We start from the raw sequence: 24,644 nt of genomic DNA on the forward strand, positions 1-24,644 counted from the left end.
TTGTGACCAGGCTCTATACGGTGAAAAGAGCACCGCGACGGCGGTGGGGCCGAGCCCCCTCCGCTGTCAGTTTGCCGCCGGGGCAGGCAGTGCCGGCAACGCCTTTTCAAAGAGCCAGGGTTTCAGGAACGCCTCGGCGGAGAGTGCGGTGGGCAGGTGCGCGTCCACGTGGTCCCGGAAGAGCCGGTAGGTGACCGTCCCGTGGCGCCGGGCCCCGGTCCAGGCCCGCAACATCGCGAAAAACGCACGATCGCCCGATGCCAGCCGCAGGGCGTGCAGCGTCAGCGCACCGCGCTTGTAGACCCGGTCGTCGAACATGTCCTTGGGCCCGGGGGCCCCGATGGTGATGTCCTGCTCCAGGGATTCAATCATCGCCCAAGCGTCCCTGGCGCGTGAATCGGCGCTCGGGCCGCCGGAGGCCTCGGACCAGATCCATTCGGCATAGCAGGCGAAGCCCTCATGCAGCCAGATGTCCTCCCACGACCCGACGGTCAGCGAGTTCCCGAACCACTGGTGGGACAGCTCGTGGGCGATCAATCGCTGCTGCTCCCATCCCGGGAGCAGGTGGTTGTTGCCCAGGATGGAAATCCCGTGCGCCTCCAGCGGGATTTCCAGGTCGTCCTCCGTGACCACCACGGTGTAGTCCTCGAAGGGGTAGGGGCCGAAGGCCTCGATGAAGGTTTCCATCATCCGGGGCTGATCGGCCAATGCGGAGGAAACCCGGCGCAGCTGGGAGGTGTTCGAGGCAACCAGCTGGGGCACCGGGACCGGGGCACCTGCATGCCGTCCGCCCAGCGGTGCGGCACCGGCTTCGGTGCCGGCCAGGGAGCGCAGCTCGTAGCGGCCGATCTGCATAGTAGCCAGGTAGGTGGCCATGGGCTCGTGGACCTCGTAGGTCCAACGTTCGCGGCTGGAGCGCCGCTGGCGGTCAACGAGTTTTCCGTTGCAAACCGGGCGGTACCCGGCGTCGGTGTTGACGGAGATCCTGTAGCTTGCCTTTTGGCTGGGGTGGTCGTTGCAGGGGAACCAGGTGGGGGCCCCGTTGGGCTGTCCGGCCACGAGCACCCCGTCGGTGAGTTCCTCCCAGCCGACCTCGCCCCAGATGCCATCGCGCACATTCGGGACCCCGCCGTAGCGGATCTCCACGGTGAACTGCTCCCCGGCGGGCACCGGGGTCACCAGGTGGAGCTCCAGCTTGCCGGCCTTCTGCGTGGACCGGGCCACCTTGGCACCGTTGACCTGGCAGCGCGAGGCCCGCAGCCCGGACAGGTCCAGGCTGATGCGGTGCAGCTCGACCAGGGCCACGGCGGTGATGGTGGCCCTGCCGTCGAGCCGGTTGCCCCCGAGCTTGCAGTCCAGGTCCAGGTCGTAGTGCGTGACACGGTAGTCGGCGCTGCCGGAGCGGGGCACGTAGGCATCCGGGATGAAGGAAGCCTCGGTGGCGGTGGTGGTGTCGGTCTGTTGGGTGTGGCTCATGCGCGCGGCTGGCTCCAGGGTTGGACGGGGTTGCCCATCCAGTAGCTTGAAGGGGGAACGGATTCTCCGCGCATCACCAGCGAACCGGGGCCCACGGTGGCGCCTTCCGACAGGGATGCCGCCGGCAGGATGACCCCGTGCGGGCCCATCGTGGATCCAGCGGAGAGTTCCACCGTATCAATTGCCATGACCCGGTCGTGGAAGAGGTGGGTCTGGACCACCGTGCCGCGGTTGACGGTCGAGGAGTCACCGAGGGTGACCAGGTCGGCCTCGGGCAGCCAGTAGCTTTCGCACCAGACGCCGTGGCCGATCTTCGCGCCCAGGGCCCGCAGCCACCAGACCAGGGCCGGGGAGCCGGCGGCGGAGTGGGCGAACCACGGGGCGCAGACCATTTCGATGAACGTGTCAACTACCTCGTTGCGCCAGATAAAGGAGCTCCACAGGGCGTGTTCGCCCGGGCGGATGGGGCCCACCAGCAGCCACTTGGCGACGACCGCGGAGGTGGCGGCGACGGCACCTGCGGCAAGCATCACCGCGCCGCTGAGCAGTACCGCGGCCAGATAGCCGTATTCGGCGGCCAGGAAGTCAAGCAGCGCCAGCACCAGCGCGGCGACGCCAACGGTGACCACGACGGGCACGATCCGGCAGATTTCCCACAGGGCGCGGGCAAACTTCAGGCGCAGCGGCGGGGCATAGGTGAGCGAGTCATCCGAGGCCACCGCGGTGCGGCGCAGGCGCACCGGCGGGCTGCCCAGCCAGGAGGTCCCGGCCTTCGCCTTGGCGGGGGTGGCCGAGAGCACCGCGACCAGGCCGTTGCGCGGCACGCGGCGCCCGGCTCCGGCGATGCCGGAGTTGCCCAGGAAGGCGCGTTTGCCGATCTTGGCCCGGCCCACCTTCATCCAGCCGCCGCCGAGTTCGTAGGTGGCGACCATGGTGTCGTCGGCCAGGAAGGCCCCGGCACCGATGGTGGTCATCTTGGGGATCAGCAGCACCGTGGAGGCCTCGACGTTGCGTCCGACCTTGGCGCCGAGCAGGCGCAGCCACACGGGTGTGAAGAGCGAGGCGTAAATGGGGAAGAGGAGGTCGCGGGCCATGTCCAGCAGGCGTTCGGTGGCCCAGACCTGCCAGCCGATCCTGCTGTCGACCCGGTGCCAGCCCTCGCGCAGGCGAATTCCCAGCAGGCGCGTGGCCACCAGCACCAGCAGCATGTTCAGGCCGAACCACACCAGTGCCGCCACCGGGACGGCCAGCGTGAGCCGGAGCAGGGATTCGTGCAGCGAGGCCTGGCCGCGCAGCAGCAGGGCAGCGGCGATGATGGCTCCCAGGATGGAGAGCAGGGGAATTGCGCCCAGGGCCGAGGAGGCCACGGCGAACATCGCGTTGCGCACCCGGCGGGTACGCAGCGGTTCCTGCGGCCAGGAGGGCTTGGACTTGCCGCTGCGTTCTGCGGGGGAGCCGGAGTAGGAGGAGAAGGCCTTGGTGCTTCCGGCAAGGGCGGAGCCCGCTGCCAGCTCCACCCCGTCGGCGACCACGGAGCCGGGCATCAACGTGCTGCGTGCCCCGACCGTGGCCTGGGCACCGACCTCGACGGTGCCCACATGGACACGGTCCCCGTCGATCCAGTAGCCGGTGAGATCGACCTCGGGTTCGATGCTGGCGCCGCGGCCCACGGTGAGCAGGCCGGTGACCGGCGGGATCGAATGCAGCTGGACGTCGGCGCCGATCTTCGCGCCCAGGGCGCGGGCGTAGAACTGGATCCAGTGCGCGTTGCCGAGCGAGACGGGATCAACCAGATCGGCGATCTGCTGGGCCATCCACAGCCGCAGGTGCACCTTGCCCGAGCGCGGGTAGTTCCCGGGCTTGAGATTGCGTAGCAGCATCCGGGCCGCGATGACCGAAAGCGCCATGCGCCCCGGGGAGGAGACGAAGACGAGCCAAAGGGCGGCCACCGCCCACCAGGAGAGCCTGGGTGCGTCGGTGAAGACCCCCAGGGCGCCGAGCACGTTGTTGCCGGCGGCCAGGTACACGAGCCAGCGCATGCCCACCAGGATGAAGGTGGGGATGCCCATCAGCGTCTGGAAGACCTGGGCGCGCCGGGTGGTGCGCTCGACGATTCGGGTCTCGGGTTCGGCGCCGGAACTGGTTCCCAGGGCCTCGAGCAGGGACCCGATGCGCGGGTGGGAATAGATCTCGGCCACCGTGACGGTGCGGTAGCGCACGCGCAGGGCGGAGACCAGCTGGGCGGCCGAGAGCGAACCGCCGCCGGAGGCGAAGAAATCGGTGTCAAGGCTGCCGACAGGGGTCCCCAGCACGCGGGTCCACTGCTCGATCACCCATGCAGCGTCCTGGCCGAGATCCGGCAGCACCCCTTCGGGCCCGGTGGCGGTGGCTCCGGGCAGCGGCCAGGGCAGCGCGTTGCGGTCGACCTTGCCGCTGGTCTTGGTGGGCAAGGTGTCGACGATTGCCAGCAGCGGGATCAGCGGTGCCGGAAGCATGTCCGCCAGCCGCCCGCGCGCAGCCGAGGTGTCGTAGGCGGGATCGGCGGCCAGGTAGCCGACGAGGATCTGGTTTCCGGCGGCGGTGGTCTTCACCGCTGCCGCGGCGCCGGAGACCTCGGGCAGGGACTGGAGAGCGGCATCGATTTCGCCCAATTCGATGCGTCGGCCGCCGAGCTTGACCTGTTCGTCCATCCGGCCCAGGAAGACCAGACCCTCGGGGTCGGCCTGCACCAGGTCACCCGAGCGGTAGGCGCGCTCCCAGCCCAGGGTTTCGAAGGGCGCGTATTTCTCGGCGTCCTTGGCCGGGTCCAGGTAGCGACCGAGTCCGACGCCGCCGATGATCAGTTCCCCGCTCTGACCGGGGGCCACGGGGAAGCCCGAGGCGTCGACGACGGCAAGGTCCCAGCCCTCGAGCGGCAGGCCGATGCGCACCGGATCCATGCCGTCCATCTGCGCGGCACAGGCCACAACGGTCGCTTCGGTCGGACCATAGGTGTTCCAGACCTCGCGCCCCGGAACCGCAAGGCGGGCGGCAAGCTCGGGCGGGCAGGCTTCGCCGCCGAAGATCAGCAGGCGCACGTTTTCCAGGGCCTCGGCCGGCCAGAGGGCTGCGAGGGTGGGGACGGTGGAGACCACGGTGACCCCGCGGGTCACCAGCCAGGGACCCAGGTCCATGCCCGAACGAACCAGGGCACGCGGGGCCGGCACCAGGCAGGCGGCATGGCGCCAGGCCAGCCACATTTCCTCGCAGGAGGCATCGAAGGCCACGGACAGGCCGGCAAGCACGCGGTCCTCGGCGCCCAGGGGCTCACTTGTCAGGAAGATCCTGGCCTCGGCGTCGACGAAGGCGGCCGCCGAGCGCTGCGTGATGGCAACGCCCTTGGGAGTCCCGGTGGATCCGGAGGTGAAGATGATCCAGGCGTCGTCGCCCAGCGCGGCGTCCCGGGCCGGCGCCGGGTTTGCCGTCTCGCGCAGGGAGGTGATCTTGCCCTTTTCGCCCACGACCGCGGCGACCTTGGCCTCGGAAAAGACCAGTTGGGCGCGTTCCTCCGGATCGTCGGCATCGACGGGAACGTAGGCTGCGCCGATCCTCATCGTGGCCAGGATGCCGATGTAGAGTTCGCGCGTTCCCGAGGGGATGCGGATGCCGATGTGGTCCCCGGCGCCGAGTCCGGCTGCGCGCAGACGCCCGGCCATCTCGTCGACGGCCACGAGCAGTTCCGCGTAGGTCAGCGAGCGCTCGCCGTCATCAAGTGCGGGGGCTTCGGGGTGGGCCGCCGCGCTGGCCTCAAGGATGTCGATGAGGGTGCGGGGCTTCGGTGCCAATTCGCTGCCCGGGTACTGCGGCAGGAACAAGGGGGCGGTGGATCCATTGTCGGCAATGCTGGGAGTCGTTTCCACTGTGGCTTTCTGGAAGTGGTGCTCGGCCCAGCCCCCTGTAGGGGACGGACCAGGACGATGGAGCCCAACCATGCTCCGGCGGCACGCCGACAAGGCGTGCGCCGCCGCCCGGCCGGCACGTACGCGCCCACCGTAGTCACGGCAGGTGAACGGCAGGTGGACCGGGAGGTTAACGGGAGGTGTCTTGGGGCGGGAATCACAGGGCCGTGTGATGCCTCACCAACTTGGTTGGAGGGAGCTGCCGTCCACCCGCTTGGGAATCCGGCGATCCCTGCCAGCGGGGCCAATGCCCGGGCCTGGGCAGGAGCGCCGGTCGGGTTGAAGCCGGCCGCGGGAGCTCAAACCAATATGTGGCGCAGCGCCCACTGTATGTATCGGAATTGGTTCCGGCTTCCAGCGCTGATGCGAGATACTCGATGCAGTCGAACCGGCCATGCATCCGTGGCCAGTGACCCGCGGAACAAGGAGCGCAATCCGAATGCACGACGTACCGGGTAAGAGTCTTGAGGCGGGACTCTCGGCCCCTTTGTGGGCGGCCGCCCCGTTGGCGGAGGCCGCGACGCATCCCGAGATCCGATTGCTGCCCGACGAACTCGCCCGCGCCGGCGCATACCTTGCCGGGCGCCCGAGCGACGACTTTGTGGCAGGACGGATCCTTGTCCGGGTATTGGCGGCGGACCTGTTGAACCGTGTGATGCCTTCGGGCCGCGGGATCCTTCCCGGCGACCTCGAACTCACACAGTACTGTCAGCAATGCGCGTCGGTGGCGCACGGGACCCCGAAGCTCCGGATGGCGAAGACCGGGCAGTCTTTTTCCCTCTCCTACGCACGGACTGCTGGCTGGCTACTGCTTGCGCTGGCCCCCGCGAACAGTCGGCTGGGCGTTGACCTGGCCGACCTGGACGACAGCGCGTTTTCCTCCGGAGACGGCGGCATGCTCGAGGATTATGCCTACGCGCGGGAAGAGCGAGAACGACTCGAACTGTTGCCGGAGTCCGAACGGCAGCGGCTTCGGGCCAGATGGTGGGCCCTGAAGGAAGCGGTCGCCAAGGCCAGCGGGGAGGGCCTGGCCGGTGAGGCCGGCATTCCCGTGGTTGCCGGGAAAAACGTCCACCCGTTGTTGCACAGCCCCGGACTCCGCGTGCTGGATCTTGATCCAGAAAGCCTCGACTCCCTGGGTGCCATGCTTCCTCCCCATTTGGTGGGCAGCCTCGTTTGGGCCCCTGGCCCGGAGGCCTGGGAAAATCGAGTAGGTGGGGCGGTGGGAATCGCCTGATTTGCTGTTGGGATTGTCCACGGGCGGCTTCTTTTGGGTACGGGACTGTAGTAGGAATGGACCCAGACCCAACTTGCCCGGCATCTGTTTGGATTGTGAGGAGAGTGGCGCGTGACCAGTCCGGATCTTGCCCATTGGCCGCCGGGCGACGGTAAGTATCGTCGCTCGGAATTCTCGTCGTTCATTGGAACCGGGGATCTGGTGTGGGAACGCGTCATCGCGGACGTGCTGCGCTGGAAGGTGAAGACAGCGAGCGGGTTTACGGTGAGTTCAGCTGCTCCGGTGAGACGGGGCGACCGCGTGGACGTCACGGTGCACCTTTTCGGTGCCACCGTCCTTGAGCCCGTGGAAGTTGTCGCAGTCGTGGATAGCCCGGATCGGGTCGGGTTTGCGTATCGCACGCTGCCGGGGCACCCCGTTTGCGGCGAGGAAGCATTTGTCGTGAGCCGTCACGGGGATGACGTGCGACTCACCATACGATCCCTCACCCGGGCGGCATCGCGGCAACCGTGGCGAGCGCTGTACCCGTTGATTCTTGTCGCGCAGCGAATCGTACGCCGGAGATACCTGCGCGCACTCCGCTGACGACTTCGGCAAGGCATCGCGGTGCGGCCACAACAGCCAGAGGATGAAAACCGATTCCTGAACACACTCGGGCATCAGCGGGCGGCCGCTGATTCCGGGTAAGCCCGGCGCGGGCCGCCACGTGGGAGTCTGTCCTCCGGGGTGGCGGCCCGTGGTGGTTCGGCAACGATTGGATCGTGGCTACGGGATGAGGATGGTTTTACCGGTGGTCGCTCGGGATTCAAGGGCGGTGTGGGCGTTGCCCGCCTCGGCCAGCGGGAAGCGTGCCCCGATGCGGACGTCGAGCTTGCCGAGCGAGACCAATTCAAAAAGCTCGCCGGAACGCCAGCGTCGCTCCTCGGCATCAAGGAGGAAGTCGGCGACCTTGGGTCGGGTCACGGTCAATGAACCATGGGCGTTGAGGCGCTGCAAGTCAAAGGGCGGCACCTGGCCCGAGGCTCCGCCAAAGAGCACCAGGGTGCCGCGGATCTTGAGGGCTTCGAGTGACCCTTCGAAGGTGTCCTTGCCGATGCCGTCGTACACGACATCGACGCCCTTGCCGCCGGTGATTTCTCGGACGCGCACCGGCACTTCGTCGTAGGAAAGGACATGGTCCGCGCCGGCGGCGCGCGCCAGTTCCGCCTTTTCCCGAGTCGAAGTGGTGGTGATGACGGTGGCCCCGCGCAGCTTCAGCAGCTGGATCAACAGCAGGCCGACGCCACCGGCGCCGGCATAGGTGAGCACGGTGTCGCCCTGCTGCACGTTGTAGCTGGAATTGACCAGGTAGTGGGCCGTGATGCCCTGCAGCGGCAGCGCGCCGGCGGTTTCCAGCGACACATTCTCCGGGACGGGCAGTGCCTTCTCGGCATCCAGCAGCGTGTGGGTGGCATAGGTGCGCGAGCCTTCAGTGGTGGCCACCCGGTCCCCGACGGCGAAATCGGTGACGCCGGCGCCAACGGCCTCGACGGTGCCGGCGCACTCGCTGCCCGGGGTGAAGGGATACTTGACGTTGTAGACGCCCGAGCGCTGGTACGTCTCAATGAAATTCACGCCAACGGCAGCGACCTTGACCAGCAGTTGTCCGGGCCCGGGGGAGGGCATCGGCGACGCAACATAGTCGAATACTTCGGGTCCTCCGGCCTGACGGGCGATAATTGCATGGGAACTCACGTGCTGGACTCCTTGGGTCGGCGCTTGGCTTTGTTTCCACCATAGCGTTCGGGCCCCCGGGGCCCGTGACCAGGGCCCCGATGTTGCGTTGCGGGACCAAACAAATGAATATTTATTAGCTATCATGCATAAATGCGTAGTAGGGTTGGGTTATGACGATTTCAGTAGCTGTATCCGGAGCCAGTGGGTATGCCGGCGGCGAGGTCCTGCGCCTGCTGTCCAACCACCCCGACGTGACCATTGGTGCGATCACCGCCCACTCGAATGCCGGCCAGCGACTGGGCGAGCTCGCCCCGCACCTGCATTCGCTGGCCGACAGGGTCCTGGTGGAAACCACGGTCGAGCAACTGCGCGGACATGACGTCGTCTTCCTGGCCCTGCCACACGGTGCCAGCGCCGAGATCGCTGCCCAGCTACCCGCCGACACCCTCGTCATCGACGCCGGGGCCGACCACCGCCTGGAATCCCCGGAGGCCTGGGAAAAGTTCTACGGCTCCTCCCATGCCGGAACCTGGCCCTACGGCCTGCCGGAGCTGCCCGGAGCCCGGGAACTGCTCGTCGGCGCCAAGCGCATTGCGGTGCCCGGATGCTACCCGACCTCGGTCCAGCTGGCACTCGTGCCCGGATTCGCCGCCAACCTCCTGGAACCCGACGACGTGGTCGTGGTTTCCGCCTCCGGAACCTCGGGAGCGGGTAAGAGCGCCAAGGTGAACCTCATTGGCTCCGAGGTCATGGGCTCCATGAACCCCTACGGCGTGGGCGGCTCCCATCGCCACACCCCGGAAATGGAACAAGGTCTCTCCAAGGCCGCCGGCGTCCCGGTGACTGTCTCCTTCACCCCGACCCTGGCGCCGATGCCGCGCGGCATCCTCACCACCGCCACCGCCAGGGTCAAGCCCGGTGTGGACGAGGCAACGCTGCGCGCTGCGTGGACGGCTGCCTACCAGGACGAACCATTCGTGCATTTGCTGCCCGAAGGCCAGTGGCCCGCAACCTCGTCGGTCATGGGCTCGAACCACGCGCAGATCCAGCTGGCCTTCGACCCGCACGCGAACCGCGTGATCGTTTCCGCGGTCATCGACAACCTCACCAAGGGCACCGCAGGCGGAGCCGTCCAATCCATGAACATCGCCCTGGGCCTGAAGGAAACCGCCGGCCTGGCACTTGAAGGAGTAGCACCGTGAGCAACGCACCCATGGGAATCACCTACCCCGGCGGCTTCAGCGCCTCGGGTATCACCGCCGGGCTCAAGGCCTCGGGAAACCCGGACCTTGCCCTGGTGCGCAACAACGGCCCGCGCTTTGACGCGGCAGCCGTGTTCACCTCCAACCGCGTGGCGGCGGCCCCGGTGCACTGGTCGCGCCAGGTGATCTCCGACGGACGGGCCGACGCCGTGGTGCTGAACTCCGGCGGCGCCAACGCCTGCACCGGCCCCGAGGGCTTCGCCAACACCCACGCCACCGCCGAACACGTGGCCACGGTCCTGGGCGTTTCCAGTGGGGACGTGCTGGTCTGCTCCACCGGGCTGATCGGCGAGCAACTGCCCATGGACAAGATCCTGCCCGGCGTGGACGCGGCCGCTGCGGCACTGGGCTCCGGCAATGAATTCGACGGGGGAGCTGCTGCAGCCACCGCCATCATGACCACCGACACGGTGTCCAAGCAGGCGGGGTTCGCCGGATCCGGGTACTCCATCGGCGCCATGGCCAAGGGCGCAGGCATGCTTGCCCCCGGGCTGGCCACGATGCTGGTGGTCATCACCACCGATGCGGTGCTGGAACCGGCGCAGTTGGATGCCGCACTGCGCGAGGCCACCCGCGTCAGCTTCGACAGGGCGGATTCCGACGGCTGCATGTCGACCAACGACACCGTGATCCTGATGTCCTCCGGCGCCAGCGAAACGACGCCCGACGTCGCGGAGTTCACCGCCGGACTCACCGAGGTCTGCGTCGGACTGGCCAAGGCGCTGATCTCCGATGCCGAGGGCGCCGCCCATGAAATCACCATCCGCACCTTCAACGCCGCCACCGAGGACGACGCCGTCGAGGTTTCGCGCACCGTGGCCCGGTCCAACCTCTTCAAGACCGCGATCTTCGGCCAGGACCCCAACTGGGGCCGGGTGCTTTCCGCGGTGGGAACCACCCGGGCGGCCTTCGAGCCGGACGAGCTGAACGTGTCCATCAACGGCGTCCAGGTATGCCGCAAGGGCGGGGTGGGCGATGACCGCAACCTCGTGGACCTTTCCGGGCGCAACGTCCTGGTGGAAATCGACCTCAACGCGGGCATGCAGGAAGCCAGCCTGTGGACCAACGACCTGACCCACGACTACGTCCACGAGAATTCGGCCTACAGCAGCTAGGCGACGCAAGTGCCCCGGCTCAATCGTTTCAGTGAGGAAGCACCTAAGAGCATGTCTGAGAACAAACCCACGCCAACGCCCATGGACGTGGCACAGCGCAAGGCCGAGGCCCTGATCGAGGCCCTGCCCTGGATCCAGCGCTTCGCCGGAACCACCATGGTCATCAAGTACGGCGGCAACGCCATGATCAACGAGGACCTGCGGCGCGCCTTTGCCGAAGACATCGTGTTCCTGCGCCACGTGGGCATCAACCCCGTGGTCGTGCACGGGGGAGGCCCGCAGATTAACTCCATGCTCAGCCGCCTGGGCATCGAGTCCGAATTCAAGGGCGGGCTGCGCGTCACCACCCCCGAGGCCATGGACGTGGTCCGCATGGTGCTCACCGGGCAGGTGCAGCGCGAACTGATCGGCCTGATCAACTCCCACGGACCCTACGCGGTGGGACTTTCCGGCGAGGACGGAGCCCTGCTGCGGGCAGTGCGCACCGGGACCTACATTGCCGGGCAGCACGTGGACCTTGGACTGGTGGGAGAGGTGACGGGGGTCAAGCCCGACCAGATCCTCGACCTGCTGGCCGCCGGCAAGATTCCGGTGGTCTCCACCGTGGCCCCGGAGGTCGACGAGAAGGACAACCCCACCGGACAGGTGCTCAACGTCAACGCCGACACCGCCGCGGCGGCACTGGCCAGCGCCCTGGGCGCCTCCAAGTTGGTGATCCTCACCGACGTGGAGGGGCTGTACGCGGCCTGGCCGGACAGGTCCTCGCTGATCTCATCGATGGACGCCGAGCAGCTGCGCGCCCTGATGCACAAGCTCGAATCGGGGATGATCCCCAAGATGGCGGCCTGCCTCAAGGCCGTGGACGAGGGCGTGGGCCAGGCCCACATCGTCGACGGCCGCCAACCACACTCCATGCTGCTGGAGGTCTTTACCTCCGCCGGCGTCGGAACCCAAGTCATTCCCAAGGACAAGGCATGAACGAGATCATTGAACAGGAAACGGGCGCCCTGGGCGCCCTGCAGGGCAGCGAATTGCTCGCCCGCTACAACCACTCGTTGCTGGGTGTCTTCGGCACCCCGCAACAGGTTCTGGTGCGCGGGGCAGGCTGCCACGTGTGGGACGCCGACGGCAAGGAATACCTCGACCTGCTCTCCGGGATCGCCGTCAACGCCCTGGGCCACGCCCACCCGCTGCTCACCTCGGTGATTTCCTCGCAGCTGGCCACCCTGGGACACATCTCCAACTTCTTCACCAGCCCCACGCAGATCGCGCTGGCGGAAAAGCTCCTGGAGCTCAGCTCGGCACCGGAGGGCTCCAAGGTGTTCTTCACCAACTCCGGCACAGAGGCCAATGAAGCTGCCTTCAAGCTGGCCCGCCGCAACGCGGGCACGCCCGAAGCACCGCGTACCAAGATCATTGCCCTGGAGCAAGCCTTCCACGGCCGCACCATGGGCGCGCTCGCGCTGACCTGGAAGCAGGCCTACCGCGAGCCGTTCGAGCCGCTTCCGGGCGGGGTCGAATGGATCCCGGCCGGGGACATCGAGGCGCTGCGCGCAGCGGTGGATGAAACCACCGCCGCGGTCTTCATCGAACCCATCCAGGGGGAGGCCGGGGTCATCGAATTCGGCACCGGATACCTGCGTGAGGCACGGGAGATCACCGAGGCCGCCGGCGCGCTGCTGGTCTTTGACGAGGTCCAGACGGGCATCGGCCGCACCGGCGACTGGTTCGCCTCCGCCGGGGTCATCCCCGACGCCATGACACTGGCCAAGGGCCTGGGCGGCGGATTCCCGATTGGCGCGATGGTCGTCTTCGGCACCGAGGCCACCGGGCTGCTCACCCCGGGCCAGCACGGAACGACCTTCGGCGGCAACCCCGTGGCCACCGCCGCGGCCCTGGCCACCCTGCATGTCATAGAATCCCAGGACCTGCTGGCGCAGGTGCGAAGCGTGGGCCAGGAGATCCGGACCAAGCTCGCCGCGCTCGACTTCGTCACGGCTGTCCGCGGCCAGGGGCTGCTCATCGGTTTCGACCTGGCGGCCGCCGTGGCCCCGGCGGTTGTCACCGCCGCATTGGCGGCGGGGTTCATCATCAACGCCCCGGGCCCCAACACGCTGCGCCTGGCACCTCCCCTGATCATCACCACCGAACAACTCGACACCTTCGTAGCAGCGTTGCCCGCGATATATGCCGCGGCCGTTGCCGGCACCCAGGAATAGGACCACAGCACCATGACCAACACAGTTCGCCACTTCCTGACCGACCTTGACCTCACGCAGGCCGAACAGACCGAGGTCCTTGACCTGGCGCTGGCCATGAAGAAGGACAAGTACGGATACAAGCCGTATGCCGGCCCGCAGACGGTTGTCGTCTTCTTCGACAAGACCTCCACCCGCACCCGGGTGTCCTTCGCCGCCGGCATTGCCGAGCTCGGCGGTTCCCCGCTGATCATCAACTCCGGCGAATCCCAGTTGGGCCACAAGGAGTCCATATCCGATTCCGCCAAGGTCCTTGAGCGCATGGTCTCCACCATCGTGTGGCGCACCTACGAACAGGCCGGCCTGGAGGAAATGGCCGAGAACTCCAACGTCCCGGTCATCAACGCCCTCTCAGACGACTACCACCCCTGCCAGCTGCTGGCGGACCTGCTGACCGTGCGCGAGCACAAGGGCACGCTTGCCGGCCTGTCCATGGCCTACCTGGGCGACTCGGCCAACAACATGGCCAACTCCTACCTGCTGGCCGGCGTCACCGCCGGGATGCACGTGCGCATCTGCGGACCGGAGGGCTATCTGCCGAGTGCTGACATCATTGCGGCTGCCGAGAAGCGCGCGGCCGAAACCGGCGGTTCGGTGACTGTCACCACCGATGCCGCTGCCGCACTGGCCGGCGCCGACGTGGTGGCCACCGACACCTGGGTTTCCATGGGCCAGGAAGACGAGAAGGCGCAGCGCATGGAACTCTTCCGCGACTACGCCGTGGATTCGGCCGCCATGGCGCACGCTGACAAGGACGCCATCGTCCTGCACTGCCTGCCGGCCTACCGCGGCTACGAAATCGCTGCCGATGTCATTGACGGACCCCAGTCGGTGGTCTTCGACGAGGCCGAAAACCGCGTCCACGCCCAGAAGGCCATCATGGGCTGGTTGATGGCCAAGTCCAACCTGGCCGAGGTGCCGGGAGTGAACTCGAACCGATGAGCACCCCCGCCTCGTTCCAGCCCACAACAAAGATCGCGCGCCAGGCGCGGGTGGGTGCCATCCTGTCCACCCGCACTGTGCGTTCGCAGGCCGAGTTGGTGGTCCTGCTGGCTGAGGAAGGCATGGCCGTCACCCAGGCAACGTTGTCGCGGGACCTGGTGGAGCTCGGCGCGGTGCGTGTGCGCGGGGCCGACGGGGGACTGGTCTATGCGGTACGCCAGGAGGGCGGTGACCGCAGCCCCCAGGTTGGGGTCAGCCCGGAGGTGCACGATGCCAAGCTGGCCAAGCAGTGCGCTGAATTGCTGATTACCGCCGAGGCCTCGGGCAACATCGTGGTTTTGCGCACCCCGCCAGGTGCGGCAAATTTCCTGGCCCTGTCCATCGACCATTCCACGATGCCGCAGATCCTGGGGTGCATCGCCGGGGACGACACCGTCATGCTGGTGACCCGCGACGTCAACGGTGGGGCCGAGGTTGCAGCGCGCTTCCTGGCTCTTGCCGACCCGCAGTAGCCAGGTCGACCAGTCGCACGGTCGCAGGAGTCCCAGGAGCCTGGAATGGGTCCTTCCAAGAAGGCGGCGATGCTAGGTGCAATCCTGGTAACGCTTCTCTTGCTGGCGATCCTCATCGGTGTCATCGTCGGGACAAGCGGCATGATCGCCGGTCCCGGCGGCGGAGAGGTCTTTTCCGCGGACGGTCGCGGAATGCCGGAGGGCCTTGCGACTACCGGCCGGTAACCCTTGTGCAACCACAGCCCTTGTGCAACCATTCTGTTGCACAAGGGCTTCTCGTTTTGAGGGGAAAACACATGGACGTCAAACGTCAGGATGCCATCGAGGCATCCATCGACATCAATGCCACGGGCGCATCCGTCTGGGAACTGATCAGTGAACCAGGATGGTTCATCAACGGCGGTGCCATCACGACGCATCGGATCGAAACCGACGGTGCATTCTCAACCGTTTACGATGCGATCTATGGAAAATTCGAATTCGAGACAATCACCCTCGAGGCGCCCCGCTATGCCGCGTTCCGTTCGCTGGGGGGTCATGCATGGGACGATCCCGTCCCCAACACCCTCGTTGAATTCTGGATCGAACCCACACATTCCGGAGCCGTGAGGTTGCGCGTCATGGAAAGCGGATTCGCTGACTTCGGTGCCGATGAGCATGCTCACGCCATCAGCGCCAACACCCAGGGCTGGAAAGCGGAGATGCTGGCGGCGCAGCGTTATTTGGACGGAAAATGACCGGGCAGCCTGAACCGGCTTCCACCCAATTGATTTTTGCAGCGCTCTCCGACCCTACGCGGCGAGAGATGCTCGTGCTACTAGGTGAGAAGGCGAGCAGTGCGTCGCGACTCAGTGAACCGTTGGGCATCAGCAGGCAGGCCGCGGCCAGGCATCTCGGGATCCTTCTGGACGCCGGCCTCGCCAGACGGCGCCGCGACGGCAGGGAGATAGTCTTCGAATTGGTCCCGGGCGGATGGGGCCCGGCGACCGACTACATCGGCGGATTGCAGGCCGGCGTGGGCGGGATGTCGGCCAAGGCGTCAGAATCGGGCTGAGGCCGCACCCGCCGCTTCTCTTGCCACGGTAAGGGCACCGAGTGCTTGGGTCTTGTTGGGACCGCGCGCAAAATTCGGGGCACCGCGCGCAAAATTCGCGGGGTGCCCCGAATGCAGGATCGCGCGCGGCGTGCGCGCCGGCATGCTACGGCCCGTGGACCAGTTCGCTATCGGTGCGCGGCGTGTTGAAGGCCTTGCGGAATGCGGATTCAACCTTGTCGTTGTAGGCAACCAGCACGACGCGGTGGATCGATGTCGAATGCAGGTACGTCTCAAACCATTCGTGGATGGCGTGGGCGGCGATCGAGGCAACGTCCTCCGGGTCCCAGCCGTATGCACCGGCACCAATGGCCGGAAACGCCACGCTGGTGGCACCGAGGCGCGAGGCAACGTACAAGGAATTGGTGAAGCACTGCGAAAGCGTCTTGGGGTTGGTCTGCCCGACGTGCCGGTTTGGCCCGGGGGAATGGATGACCCAGCGGGCGGGTAGGTCGCCGGCTCCGGTGGCCAAGGCAAGGCCGGAGGCGAGGCCGTCGGGGTGGGTCGTGGCCCTGAGCTTCCGGCATTCGGCCAACAAGGCGGGACCAGCGGCCGCATGGATGGCATCGTCGACACCACCGCCACCGAGCAGGGATGGATTTGCAGCATTGACGATCGCATCGACCTTTTGTTCGGTGATGTCTCCACGCACGATGTCGATATGCATTTCTTTGCTCCTGTCAGTGATCCAGAACACCTGATAAGCACCACGATACGCGCCAGTCCTGATCTTGTGGAGGGGCATACAGCGGATTCTCAGGCGTGACTAGCGCAAAGCTGATCAGGAGGCCAAAAGCAAGGGCTTGGGGGATTTGTGTGGCACCGGCGGGAACCGCGCGGACGGAATCTAGATCCGTCTCAGCGCGGTGCCCGAAGCCGGAAAGGCAATGTCCGCGGGACCTGTCCTAGAGATATTCCTCGATGACTGCCTTGAACTCGGGCAGGTCGAACATTTGGGCGACGGCCAAGGCGTTTTGGGCACCTAAGTGGGGGTCCGCGCCGTTGACCAGCAGCATCCGGGTCAGTGGTTCGTTCTTGCGGAACACGGCGCAGGTCAAGGCACCCTGGCCCTTGTCGTTGAGGCGGTTGATGTCGGCGCCGCGCTCGAGAAGGCCGGAGACGGTCTCGTCGTGGCCGTTGTAGGCAGCCAGGATCATCAGGGTGTCGCCCTTGGCGTCGGTCAGGTCCGCCGGGATTCCCTGGTCGAGGATGGCCATCAGCTTCTCGGTTTTTCCCTCGCGGGCCAGGTCGAAAATGGAGTGCAGGAACGCGAGCTCTTCATCGGAAAGCGCGTCGGGGGTGTTCGAATCGGTCATACCCCAAATCGTACCGGGCTGCCGCCAGGGGAATGGCGGTGACATCGTAGATGAATAATTATGTAGACTAGTGAATAAGTATTAGATATCGGGTGTTGCGTCCGGGGCCGGGGAACCGCCCTGCACTAGGATGGACACTGGATTTGGACACCTCTCGAACCGGTGCCCGGGACGGGTACACGGAAGGATGAACATGGGATCGGCAACAAACGAAGGTGCACTCTGGGGCGGACGATTTGCCGGAGGCCCGGCGGACGCCCTGGCGGCGCTGAGCAAGTCCACGCACTTTGACTGGCGGCTTGCCCGCTACGACATTGCCGGATCCCGCGCCCACGCCCGCGTGCTGCACACCGCCGGACTCTTGGACGAAGCCGAACTCGGCGGCATGATCAAGGCGCTGGACACCCTCGAGGCCGATGTCGTCTCCGGTGCCTACGTCGCCTCCGACTCCGACGAGGACGTCCATGGTTCCCTCGAGCGCGGGCTGATCGAGCGCGCCGGAACCGCACTGGGCGGCAAGCTGCGCGCCGGCCGCTCGCGCAACGACCAGATTGCGACGCTCGGCCGCATGTTCCTGCGCGACCACGCCCGCATCATTGCCCGCGGTGTGGTCGCAACCATCGACGCACTCATCGAACAGGCCGAGGCACACCCCAACGCCGCGATGCCCGGCCGCACCCACCTGCAGCACGCCCAGCCCATCTTGCTCTCCCACCACTTGCTGGCCCACGCCTGGGCGATGCTGCGCGACGTGCAGCGCCTGGCGGACTGGGACAAGCGCGCCGCGGTTTCCCCCTACGGCTCCGGTGCCCTGGCCGGTTCCTCGCTGGGCCTGGACCCCAACGCCGTGGCCACCGAACTCGGCTTCGACTCCGCCGCGTGGAACTCGATTGACGGCACCGCCGCCCGCGACGTGTTCGCCGAATACGCCTGGGTGGCAGCCATGATCGGGGTGGACCTCTCCCGCGTCTCGGAGGAAATCATTCTTTGGGCCACCAAGGAATTCTCCTTCGTCACCCTCGACGACGCCTTCTCCACCGGCTCCTCGATCATGCCGCAGAAGAAAAACCCGGATGTGGCAGAACTGGCCCGCGGAAAGGCCGGGCGCCTGATCGGCAACCTGACCGGGCTGCTGGCCACGCTCAAGGCACTGCCGCTGGCCTACAACCGCGACCTGCAGGAAGACAAGGAGCCGGTCTTCGACGCGACCGACACCCTCGAACTGCTGCTCCCCGCGGTCTCCGGCATGATCGCCACGCTGAAGTTCAACACCGAGCGCATGGCCGAGCTCGCACCGCTGGGCTTCGCCCTGGCCACCGACATCGCCGAGTGGCTCGTCCGCCAGGGCGTGCCGTTCCGCGAGGCCCATGAGCTCTCCGGCGCGGCCGTGAAGCTCGCCGAGTCCAAGGGCGTGGAGCTCTGGGACCTCTCCGACGCCGAATACGCCGGGATTTCCGGGCACCTGACCCCTGAGGTCCGCACCGTGCTCTCCACCGAGGGCTCGTTGAACTCCCGTTCGGCACAGGGCGGAACCGCACCCTCGGCCGTTGCGGCGCAGCTGGCCGCATTGAAGGACGCGCTGGTTCCGGTGCGCACGTACGCCGGCTAGCAAGCCCGCAGTTCCCTCGCAGGCGGGGCCCACCATTCGGGGCCCCGCCTGCGTGATTTCCGGCTACCGGGCCGGATAAGGTGGTCAGTATGAGTGAGCTCACACAACAGGACCTGACGACCCGGATCCTCTCCGCCTTGTCGACCCTTCGCGAGACCATGGCCACCGTCGACGATGCGGCCGCCGCCGAGCCGAGCGCCCTTCCCGGGTGGAGCCGTGCACACGTGCTCGCCCACCTGGACGGGTTCAGCCGTGCCGCAGCGCGCCAGCTGGACACCGCTGGTGCCCAGGAACCCTTCCCCATGTACGACGGTGGAATGGAGGCCCGCGACGACTCCATCGAGATCACCGCGTTGATGCGCCCCGAGGCGCTGGTGGCCCGCGTCACCGAGTCCCTCGACGCACTGGAATCCAGCATCCGCGGCATCAGCCCGGCGGAGTGGGCCCTGGCAACAGGGTTCCGTGAGGGAGGCAGTGTGGAAGACCTCTTCCATGCCATCTGGCGCGAGCTGGTCATCCACACCTCGGACCTTGCCCTGGGCAACTCCGTCGCCGACTGGGAACCGGAATTCTGTGCGCACCTCTTCGACGCGCTCGAGGCCCGGGTGCCCGAATCCCGCCGCTACATCCTCCAGCCCCACGGTGCCCAGCGCATCACCCTGGGACAGGGCGAGGCGACCACGGTGCTCAGCGGCACCGCCTTCGACCTGGCCGCCTGGCTCGCCGGCCGCCAGCCGCTGGGACCGGTCCAGGCCACCGCCGCCGCCGACGGCACCGACCTGCCCGAGCTCGGACCCTGGGCCGTCAAGCTGAAGGCCAACAACTAGCCAACCGGGATATCCGGAAGGAGGGGGGGGGTCGTGAACAGCCCGGACCGCGTTGGGTTGCTAGGTCTGCCGTCGCTGGAACTGGCACCGCACCTGCTCGGCGCCCATGTCTCCACCTTCATCGGCGGGCGGCTGGTCGTGGTGCGACTGACCGAGGTCGAGGCCTACGACGGGCACCAGGATCCCGGCTCCCATGCCTACCGGGGCAAGACCGCCCGCAATGCCGGGCTCTTCGGCCCACCGGGCACCGCGTACGTGTACTTCACCTACGGGATGCACTTCTGCGCCAATGTGGTGTGCGGGCAGGAGGGAACAGCCTCGGCCGTGCTGATGCGCGCCGGGGAAGTCGTTTCGGGCCGGGACACGGTGTTGGCCAGACGGGGAAACCCGAAAGGACCCGAGGCACAGCTACTCAGCGGGCCTGCCCGGTTGGCCCAGGGACTGGGGCTGACGCTGGAACACAACCTGGCGCGCTTCCGCGACGGCACCGCCGTGCCGCCGGGACCCGACCTGGCGTTGGGGAACCTGGCCATCGCCCCGGCCGGCTACCTGGCCGGTCCGCGCACCGGGGTGGCGGGGGACGGGGGCGGGGAAGAATACCCGTACCGGTTCTGGCTCCCGGGCGAGCCCAGCGTCTCGCCGTACCGGAAGGCGGCACCGCGCAAGGTGCGCGGCGGAAGGGACTAGACTTGTCGGGTGAATCCAGAGCCTGAAACCATAAGCGACCTCCTTGACCGACTGTGCGAAATCGTTCCCGATTACCCCAGCGCAGGGATTTCCTTCAAGGACTTGACCCCGGCCTTTGCCGACGCGGCGGGACTGCGCCGCATGGTCGATGAGATCGTCGCCCCCTTTTCCGGCCAATTCGACGTCATTGCCGGGCTCGAGGCCCGCGGATTCGTGCTGGCCGCGGCCGCCGCCTACGCCACGGGAACCGGCATGGTCACGGTGCGCAAGGCCGGAAAGCTTCCCCGCGAGGTGCACCGCGACGAATACACCCTGGAATACGGGACCGGGACCCTGGAACTGCACCGCGACGATGTCGCGCCCGGCACCCGGGTGCTGATTCTCGATGACGTGCTGGCCACCGGCGGCACGGTCGGCTCCGCCGCCCGTTTGCTGAAAATGGTCGGCGCACAGGTCATCGGGGTCGGCGTGGTCCTTGAGCTCCAGGGCCTGGGCGGGCGCGAAAAGCTCTCCGGCCTGCACGTCCATTCGCTCCAGCTCGTCTAGCAACACCCGCCTGCCGTATCCGCATCGGTCGCCCCAAGGCGTCCGGTCAAATGCCCGGTGCCGCAGAGCGTAAACTGGTCTGTCCACGATTTGTTCCATCAGGGAGTGCTGAATGTCAGAGTCCACGACCGTTCAACCGGAGCTCGACGCCGAACGCAACTACGTTTCGATGCTCTATACCCGCTTGGATGAGCTGCGCGCCGAAAAGCTCGAGCAGCTCACCCGCACCCGCCGCGGCGGGGCGCAGGGATCCATCCAGAACGTGTCCGAACGCGACTCCTTTGCCGCCCTGTACGAAGACCGCCTGGCGCAGCTGAATGCCGTTGAGGACCGCTTGGTGTTCGGCCGGCTGGACCTTGACGATGACATGAACCGTTCCGGGGAGGAACCCGGCGCCCCGCGCTACATCGGCCGCATCGGCATGACCGACGAGGACCTGACGCGCCTGATGGTCGACTGGCGCGCCCCGGAGGCCGCCGCCTTCTACCAGGCCACCGCGCTGCACCGGCAGGGAGTGCGCCGCCGCCGGCACCTGATGCTGCGCGGGCGCACCGTGCTGGGCATCGACGACGAGGTCCTGGACACCGAACTCTTCGGCGAAAACGACAACCTGCAGGGAGAGGGCGCTCTCATGGCCGCCCTGACGCAGAAGCGCACCGGGCGCATGGGCGACATCGTGGGCACCATCCAGGCCGAGCAGGACCGCATTATCCGCTCCCCGCTGGCCGGAGTGTTGGTGGTCCAGGGTGGACCTGGCACCGGCAAGACTGCGGTGGCACTGCACCGTGCCGCCTTCCTGCTCTACGAACACCGTGAACGGCTCAAGAGCGCCGGCGTGCTGCTGGTCGGCCCCTCATCATCGTTCATGCGCTACATCGAGCGCGTGCTGCCCTCCCTGGGCGAGACCGGCGTGGTCATGTCCTCGGTCGGCGAGCTGTATCCGGGCCTGCGTGCCGTGCCCGAGCACAGCCGGGAGGCCGCCCGCATCAAGGGCAAGGCCTTCATGGCAAAGGTCGTGGCCAAGGCGGTTTCCAACCGCCAGCGACTGCTGGCCGAGGACCGCCGCGTCGTGGTCGAGGGTACCCGGCTGGTGCTGACCCGCGGCCAGGTGCGTCATGCGCGCGAAAAGGCGCGGGCCTCCCGCAAGCCGCACAACGAGGCCCGCGAGGTGTTCACCAAGATCCTGGTGCGCGAGCTGGCCACGCAGCTGCAGCAGGTCCTTGAGGATTCCTCGGGCAACGGCAATGCCGTGGACCGCAGCTACCTGGTCCAGGAAGTGCGCGAATCACGCGATGTCCGCATTGCCCTGAACCTGTGTTGGATGCCGCTGACACCGCAGTCCCTGCTGGAGGAACTCTTCGCCAAAGAAGACCTGCTCGCCGCGGCCGCTCCGCAGCTGAACGCCCGCGAGCTCAAGGCGCTGCGCCGGAAGCCCGGGGCGCCCTGGACCGAGTCCGATGTGCCGCTGCTGGATGAGGCAGCCGAACTGCTGGGCGACTTCAAGGCCGTGGGCAACAAGGACGCCGGTGTCGAGGCGCAGCTCAAGCGGGACCTGGAAAACGCCGAGGCGACCCTGCGCAACGTCAACGAGATGCTCTTCAACGCCGGCATCGACGGGCTCGTCGAGGCCCAGGACCTGGCAGATATGAACCAGGAGACCGAGGCACGCCAGACGGCAGCCGAGCGTGCCGTGGCCGACCGCAACTGGGCCTACGGGCACGTGGTGGTCGACGAGGCCCAGGAGCTGTCCCCGATGCAGTGGCGACTGCTGATGCGCCGCTGCCCCCTGAAGTCCTTCACGGTGGTCGGCGACATCGCCCAGACCTCCTCGGCCTCGGGCGCCAACAGCTGGGCGCAGGCCATGAAGCCGTTCGTGGCCGAGCGCTTCACCCTGGAGGAACTAACGGTCAACTACCGCACCCCCATGCAGATCGCCGCTGCCGCGACCAGGGTTGCCCACGCCGCAGGACTGAAGATCTCCACGCCGAAGGCAGTGCGCGAGGGCCAGTGGCCGCCGCTGGTGGACCGGCTGGAACCGGGGCAGTTGCTGCCCAAGCTCCGTGAGGTTCTACCCGGGGAAGTCGCGATCGCCGACGGCGGTCTGTTGGCCGTCATCGTGCCCGAGCCGCGTCTGGCCCAGGTTCGCTCCGCCGTGGTCGAGCAATTCGGCCGCCGCGTGGGAAGCGGGTCCGGTGGCTTGAGCCAGGACATCGTGGTGCTGGGTGCACGCGAGGCCAAGGGCCTGGAATTCGATGTGGTGGTTGTCCTGGAACCGCAGGAATTGATCGACGAAGTCGAGGGCAGCGTCGGTGACCTGTATGTTGCGATGACCCGCACCACGCAGCGCCTGCGAATCCTGGCCGAGGGCTCGATTCCTGCGGGCATTGACTCGGAAGCGTAATTCGGGGCCGAGACTGCTAATTTAGTAGGGTGTCTGAAATTGAGCAGAATCCCGCACTGTCGGGACAACGTAATGATCCGTCCTTTGAAAACGTCTGGCAGGAACTGAAGTGGCGTGGCCTGGTCCACGTGTCCACCGAGGAAACCGAGCTGGAAAAGGTCCTCTCCGGAGAGAGCATTACGTATTACTGCGGTTTCGATCCCACCGCCCCGTCCCTGCACCTGGGCAACCTGGTACAGCTATTGAACATGCGCCGCCTGCAGTTGGCCGGCCACAAGCCCCTGGGCTTGGTTGGCGGCTCCACCGGCCTGATCGGTGATCCGCGCCAGACGGCCGAGCGTGTGCTGAACACGAAGGAAACGGTTGCCGAATGGGTGGGCAAGCTCGAGTCGCAGGTTTCCCGCTTCCTCTCCTTTGAGGGCGAGAACGCGGCCCGCATGGTCAATAACCTGGACTGGACCGCCAACCTGAGTGCCATCGATTTCCTGCGCGAGGTTGGCAAGTACTTCCGCGTGGGCACCATGATCAAGAAAGAAACTGTTGCCGCCCGTCTGAACTCGGACGAGGGCATCAGCTACACGGAGTTCAGCTACCAGGTGCTGCAGGGTTACGACTACCTGAAGCTGCACCAGCTTTACGGTTGCACGCTGCAGACCGGCGGCTCCGACCAGTGGGGCAACCTCACCAGCGGCACCGACTTGATCCGCAAGGCCGAGGGCAAGAGCGCCTACGCCTACGGAACCCCGTTGATCACGAACTCCGACGGCACCAAGTTCGGCAAGTCCGAGGGCAACGCCATTTGGCTGGATGCAGAGATGTGCAGCCCGTACACCTTCTACCAGTTCTGGCTGAACACCGCGGATGCCGATGCCATTTCGCGCTTGAAGGTCTTCACTTTCCTTTCCCGTGCAGAGATCGAGGCACTCGAAAAAGAAGTTGCCGAGCGTCCCTTCGCCCGCAAGGCCCAGAAGGAACTGGCTTACCTCGTGACATCGTTGGTCCACGGTGTGGATGCCACGGAAAAGGTCATCGCAGCTTCGGCCGCCCTTTTTGGCCAGGGCGAATTGGGCGATATGGACGAAGCGACGCTCAGGGCCGCGACCCAGGAGCTAAAAAGCACCACTGTTACCGGGGAGGATCTGGATATTATCTCGGTATTGATGGCTTCCGGTCTTTCCGAATCGAAGTCGGCCGCCCGGCGCACGATCAGTGAAGGCGGCGCCTACGTGAACAACGTGAAGTACTCGGACCACGAAGCAGTCGTTAGCCGAGAGGACCTATTGCACGGTCGCTACCTTTTGGTACGCCGCGGGAAAAAGAACCTGGCAGTTGTTGAGGTCTCCTAAATAGGGAAATGAATTTCCGGCTTGCTGACAACGCAATTTGAACCGGGGCGGGGGAGTGCTGTGAATCACGGCGACGACCTCGCCCCGGTTTTTGCCTTTTGGGCTCCGATTTACGCCTAATCCCGGTTGTTTCGGGGGAATCCGGGGTCATGGTGTGCAGGATCCGTCGATTTGCCGGGACGCGGAAACGTGTGTATTGTTTTCTAAGTCGCCGCGGCCAAGGCAAACGAAAAGCTACCAGCCGCGAATGACAAAAGAATTCTTCTAACAACGTTTATTCGTTGAAGGAAAGATGTGTTTTTAGCAAATTAGATCGACGATAAGCCGGTTTGACAAAGCGAAGAACATGTAATAAATTATTCA

General features: G+C 66.4%; 22 protein-coding genes. 17 read left to right on the top strand and 5 right to left on the bottom strand.

The annotated features are described in order from the left end of the window. Positions 1-66: 66 nt before the first annotated feature. Both ABD687_RS20570 and ABD687_RS20575 read right to left on the bottom strand, forming a co-directional pair. The gene (locus ABD687_RS20570) at positions 67-1,476 is read right to left on the bottom strand and encodes a M1 family metallopeptidase (protein ID WP_310288365.1); all 1,410 of its coding nucleotides are present in this window, start codon (positions 1,474-1,476) and stop codon (positions 67-69) included. Continuing rightward, positions 1,473-5,447 carry a Pls/PosA family non-ribosomal peptide synthetase gene (locus tag ABD687_RS20575; RefSeq protein WP_377700262.1) on the bottom strand — a complete coding sequence of 1,325 codons (3,975 nt, stop codon included), beginning with the start codon at positions 5,445-5,447 and terminating at the stop codon, positions 1,473-1,475. The genes ABD687_RS20570 and ABD687_RS20575 overlap by 4 nt, the downstream gene beginning before the upstream one ends. Positions 5,448-5,853: 406 nt before the next feature. On the opposite strand from ABD687_RS20575, the gene ABD687_RS20580 reads away from it, so the two are divergent. Next, positions 5,854-6,651, top strand: coding sequence for a 4'-phosphopantetheinyl transferase family protein (locus ABD687_RS20580; RefSeq protein ID WP_310288359.1), 798 nt, complete (start codon positions 5,854-5,856; stop codon positions 6,649-6,651). Between the two features lie 111 nt (positions 6,652-6,762). Further along, entirely contained in the window at positions 6,763-7,236 is a 474-nt protein-coding gene (locus ABD687_RS20585) for a DUF1990 domain-containing protein (RefSeq protein ID WP_310288356.1), read from the top strand. A 180-nt stretch (positions 7,237-7,416) separates the two neighbouring features. Here ABD687_RS20585 and ABD687_RS20590 read toward each other — a convergent pair whose 3' ends face one another. Further along, positions 7,417-8,385, bottom strand: a complete 969-nt coding sequence (locus tag ABD687_RS20590) for a quinone oxidoreductase family protein (protein ID WP_310288353.1) — start codon at positions 8,383-8,385, stop codon at positions 7,417-7,419. Between the two features lie 152 nt (positions 8,386-8,537). Here ABD687_RS20590 and argC point away from each other — a divergent pair, with 152 nt between their 5' ends. The 9 genes from argC (at position 8,538) to ABD687_RS20635 (ending at position 15,510) form a co-directional block, all read left to right on the top strand. Next, the gene (gene argC / locus ABD687_RS20595) at positions 8,538-9,569 is read left to right on the top strand and encodes an N-acetyl-gamma-glutamyl-phosphate reductase (protein ID WP_302262512.1); all 1,032 of its coding nucleotides are present in this window, start codon (positions 8,538-8,540) and stop codon (positions 9,567-9,569) included. An 11-nt stretch (positions 9,570-9,580) separates the two neighbouring features. Beyond that, positions 9,581-10,744 (top strand): bifunctional glutamate N-acetyltransferase/amino-acid acetyltransferase ArgJ, encoded by a 1,164-nt coding sequence (argJ, locus tag ABD687_RS20600; RefSeq protein WP_310293350.1) that lies wholly within the window; start codon positions 9,581-9,583, stop codon positions 10,742-10,744. Between the two features lie 51 nt (positions 10,745-10,795). Next, a complete protein-coding gene (gene argB, locus ABD687_RS20605) occupies positions 10,796-11,722 on the top strand; it encodes an acetylglutamate kinase (RefSeq protein ID WP_310288350.1) in 927 nt (308 codons plus the stop codon). Next, positions 11,719-12,963, top strand: coding sequence for an acetylornithine transaminase (locus ABD687_RS20610; protein WP_264270258.1), 1,245 nt, complete (start codon positions 11,719-11,721; stop codon positions 12,961-12,963). The genes argB and ABD687_RS20610 overlap by 4 nt, the downstream gene beginning before the upstream one ends. Before the next feature lie 12 nt (positions 12,964-12,975). Beyond that, the gene (argF, locus tag ABD687_RS20615; protein ID WP_264270257.1) at positions 12,976-13,944 is read left to right on the top strand and encodes an ornithine carbamoyltransferase; all 969 of its coding nucleotides are present in this window, start codon (positions 12,976-12,978) and stop codon (positions 13,942-13,944) included. After that, positions 13,941-14,456: an arginine repressor gene (locus ABD687_RS20620; RefSeq protein ID WP_264270256.1), complete on the top strand. Its 516-nt coding sequence runs from the start codon at positions 13,941-13,943 to the stop codon at positions 14,454-14,456. Before argF ends, ABD687_RS20620 begins: the two co-directional genes overlap by 4 nt. Before the next feature lie 45 nt (positions 14,457-14,501). Continuing rightward, positions 14,502-14,681, top strand: a complete 180-nt coding sequence (locus tag ABD687_RS20625; protein ID WP_264270255.1) for a hypothetical protein — start codon at positions 14,502-14,504, stop codon at positions 14,679-14,681. 71 nt (positions 14,682-14,752) lie between these two features. Further along, positions 14,753-15,193: an SRPBCC family protein gene (locus tag ABD687_RS20630; protein WP_310288348.1), complete on the top strand. Its 441-nt coding sequence runs from the start codon at positions 14,753-14,755 to the stop codon at positions 15,191-15,193. Then, on the top strand, positions 15,190-15,510 hold the full coding sequence (locus tag ABD687_RS20635; protein WP_264270253.1) for an ArsR/SmtB family transcription factor: 321 nt from the start codon (positions 15,190-15,192) through the stop codon (positions 15,508-15,510). The genes ABD687_RS20630 and ABD687_RS20635 overlap by 4 nt, the downstream gene beginning before the upstream one ends. A 145-nt stretch (positions 15,511-15,655) precedes the next feature. Here ABD687_RS20635 and ABD687_RS20640 read toward each other — a convergent pair whose 3' ends face one another. Together ABD687_RS20640 and ABD687_RS20645 are read right to left on the bottom strand one after the other, a co-directional pair. Beyond that, the gene (locus ABD687_RS20640; RefSeq protein WP_264270252.1) at positions 15,656-16,216 is read right to left on the bottom strand and encodes an O-acetyl-ADP-ribose deacetylase; all 561 of its coding nucleotides are present in this window, start codon (positions 16,214-16,216) and stop codon (positions 15,656-15,658) included. Between the two features lie 238 nt (positions 16,217-16,454). Continuing rightward, positions 16,455-16,865, bottom strand: a complete 411-nt coding sequence (locus tag ABD687_RS20645) for an ankyrin repeat domain-containing protein (RefSeq protein WP_310288344.1) — start codon at positions 16,863-16,865, stop codon at positions 16,455-16,457. 193 nt (positions 16,866-17,058) lie between these two features. Between ABD687_RS20645 and argH the strand changes: the two genes are divergently transcribed. From argH to tyrS, 6 genes are all read left to right on the top strand, one after another. Further along, positions 17,059-18,474, top strand: a complete 1,416-nt coding sequence (gene argH, locus ABD687_RS20650) for an argininosuccinate lyase (protein ID WP_310288342.1) — start codon at positions 17,059-17,061, stop codon at positions 18,472-18,474. An 89-nt stretch (positions 18,475-18,563) separates the two neighbouring features. Next, positions 18,564-19,301: a maleylpyruvate isomerase family mycothiol-dependent enzyme gene (locus ABD687_RS20655; protein ID WP_302262508.1), complete on the top strand. Its 738-nt coding sequence runs from the start codon at positions 18,564-18,566 to the stop codon at positions 19,299-19,301. Between the two features lie 33 nt (positions 19,302-19,334). After that, the gene (locus tag ABD687_RS20660; RefSeq protein WP_310288338.1) at positions 19,335-19,988 is read left to right on the top strand and encodes a DNA-3-methyladenine glycosylase; all 654 of its coding nucleotides are present in this window, start codon (positions 19,335-19,337) and stop codon (positions 19,986-19,988) included. A 9-nt stretch (positions 19,989-19,997) separates the two neighbouring features. Continuing rightward, on the top strand, positions 19,998-20,534 hold the full coding sequence (locus ABD687_RS20665) for an adenine phosphoribosyltransferase (protein WP_302262506.1): 537 nt from the start codon (positions 19,998-20,000) through the stop codon (positions 20,532-20,534). A 112-nt stretch (positions 20,535-20,646) separates the two neighbouring features. Then, the gene (locus ABD687_RS20670) at positions 20,647-22,935 is read left to right on the top strand and encodes a HelD family protein (protein WP_310288334.1); all 2,289 of its coding nucleotides are present in this window, start codon (positions 20,647-20,649) and stop codon (positions 22,933-22,935) included. A gap of 29 nt (positions 22,936-22,964) precedes the next feature. Continuing rightward, a complete protein-coding gene (gene tyrS / locus ABD687_RS20675; protein WP_302262505.1) occupies positions 22,965-24,281 on the top strand; it encodes a tyrosine--tRNA ligase in 1,317 nt (438 codons plus the stop codon). Positions 24,282-24,644: the final 363 nt, after the last annotated feature.

This window comes from Paeniglutamicibacter sulfureus (genome assembly GCF_039535115.1).
GTDB lineage: Bacteria > Actinomycetota > Actinomycetes > Actinomycetales > Micrococcaceae > Paeniglutamicibacter > Paeniglutamicibacter sulfureus.

Coding starts and splice junctions, on each gene's coding strand:
- ABD687_RS20655 (WP_302262508.1), top strand. CDS start 18,564: ATGAGTGAGCTCACACAACAGGACCTGACGACCCGGATCCTCTCCGCC.
- argB (WP_310288350.1), top strand. CDS start 10,796: ATGTCTGAGAACAAACCCACGCCAACGCCCATGGACGTGGCACAGCGC.
- argJ (WP_310293350.1), top strand. CDS start 9,581: ATGGGAATCACCTACCCCGGCGGCTTCAGCGCCTCGGGTATCACCGCC.
- ABD687_RS20625 (WP_264270255.1), top strand. CDS start 14,502: ATGGGTCCTTCCAAGAAGGCGGCGATGCTAGGTGCAATCCTGGTAACG.
- ABD687_RS20670 (WP_310288334.1), top strand. CDS start 20,647: ATGTCAGAGTCCACGACCGTTCAACCGGAGCTCGACGCCGAACGCAAC.
- ABD687_RS20620 (WP_264270256.1), top strand. CDS start 13,941: ATGAGCACCCCCGCCTCGTTCCAGCCCACAACAAAGATCGCGCGCCAG.
- ABD687_RS20645 (WP_310288344.1), bottom strand. CDS start 16,865: ATGACCGATTCGAACACCCCCGACGCGCTTTCCGATGAAGAGCTCGCG.
- ABD687_RS20575 (WP_377700262.1), bottom strand. CDS start 5,447: ATGGTTGGGCTCCATCGTCCTGGTCCGTCCCCTACAGGGGGCTGGGCC.
- argH (WP_310288342.1), top strand. CDS start 17,059: ATGGGATCGGCAACAAACGAAGGTGCACTCTGGGGCGGACGATTTGCC.
- ABD687_RS20580 (WP_310288359.1), top strand. CDS start 5,854: ATGCACGACGTACCGGGTAAGAGTCTTGAGGCGGGACTCTCGGCCCCT.
- ABD687_RS20640 (WP_264270252.1), bottom strand. CDS start 16,216: ATGCATATCGACATCGTGCGTGGAGACATCACCGAACAAAAGGTCGAT.
- argF (WP_264270257.1), top strand. CDS start 12,976: ATGACCAACACAGTTCGCCACTTCCTGACCGACCTTGACCTCACGCAG.
- argC (WP_302262512.1), top strand. CDS start 8,538: ATGACGATTTCAGTAGCTGTATCCGGAGCCAGTGGGTATGCCGGCGGC.
- ABD687_RS20630 (WP_310288348.1), top strand. CDS start 14,753: ATGGACGTCAAACGTCAGGATGCCATCGAGGCATCCATCGACATCAAT.
- ABD687_RS20610 (WP_264270258.1), top strand. CDS start 11,719: ATGAACGAGATCATTGAACAGGAAACGGGCGCCCTGGGCGCCCTGCAG.
- ABD687_RS20635 (WP_264270253.1), top strand. CDS start 15,190: ATGACCGGGCAGCCTGAACCGGCTTCCACCCAATTGATTTTTGCAGCG.
- ABD687_RS20570 (WP_310288365.1), bottom strand. CDS start 1,476: ATGAGCCACACCCAACAGACCGACACCACCACCGCCACCGAGGCTTCC.